At 65.9% G+C, this 1,065-nt stretch carries 1 pseudogene; it reads left to right on the top strand.

The window, feature by feature from the left end:
• Positions 1-833: 833 nt before the first annotated feature.
• A pseudogene (locus ADK67_RS08925) lies at positions 834-1,065 on the top strand (endo-1,4-beta-xylanase); the annotation flags it as partial.

Raw genomic sequence — 1,065 nt, 5'->3', positions numbered from 1 at the left:
CCGGACTACCCGGCGCAGCCACCACCACAGGCCCCACCGGAGCCACCGTCACCACACCCAACGCCGCAACGGCCGCCAAGGCGAGGTGGAGGAGTCGTCCGCGTGTACGGGTGGGCATCATCGCCTCTTTCCGCTTCGACGAGGACGCCGCCGACGTCGCGGGTTCCCCACGTCATCATCGGCGCCAATCTAGCCAGGTCCCGAGAGCGCGGTCAAAGCTAAAATTGTGAGCGCTAACTTTAGCACCTTTCGGCCTACCCACGGCATTCTTACCGCCCAACGCGCGGTGAGCCGAGCCGCCCTGCCGTTCGCCTGTGAACGCAAACAACAGCCCGGCCGAGGCGGCGCGGATCCGCACGGCGGCGCACCGACCCGATCGCACTCTTGATCATGTCGACGGCGCGGTCGGCGCGACCGGCGGGACCCCGCAACACCCCGACTCTGACAGCCGGCACGCTTCTTTAGCGTCGAAATTTGCGAAAACAGTTTCGAATGGTTGCGAAACAGCGCCTCGCCGCGACGCGGTTCGACACTGCGGGGCCACAACCCGTCCCACCCGCGCAAATGGGCCGTTCACCTGGACTTTCAGCGGAGACCCAAGATCACACTTAACCGGTTCGCGAGCGTTCAGGCACCCGAAAACTGGGTCGGTGGCCGACCAAAGACGAGCCTTGATCGGCCAAAGTGTTTCGGTTAATACTACTTAACGTTTCGAACCGAACAGTGTGTGGCTACGAGCGATTCCAGGCCACTCGCACCGAGCGGACCAACGACCGCTCCGACCCAACCGTCCCACCCGTGCTCCCACGGGTGCTCCTCAGGAAGCCCCGAACATGACGCTGACAGCGAAGTCAGTCGCACGAGTCGCGCTCGTGACGACCTTGGTCGCCGCCGCCGCGGGCGCCGCGGTCCTCGTGGCGTCACCCGCCAGTGGCGCCGCCTCCACGCTCGCCGCGGCGGCACAGCAGAGCGGCCGGTACTTCGGCACCGCGGTCGCCGCGAGCAAGCTGGGCGACTCGACCTACGTCGGGATTCTCAACCGTGAGTTCGACATGGTCACGGCCG

The organism is Saccharothrix sp. NRRL B-16348 (genome assembly GCF_001280085.1).
Taxonomy (GTDB): domain Bacteria; phylum Actinomycetota; class Actinomycetes; order Mycobacteriales; family Pseudonocardiaceae; genus Actinosynnema.
Note: the sequence above shows the minus strand (reverse complement) of the source record. Positions and strands in the feature narration are given on the sequence as shown.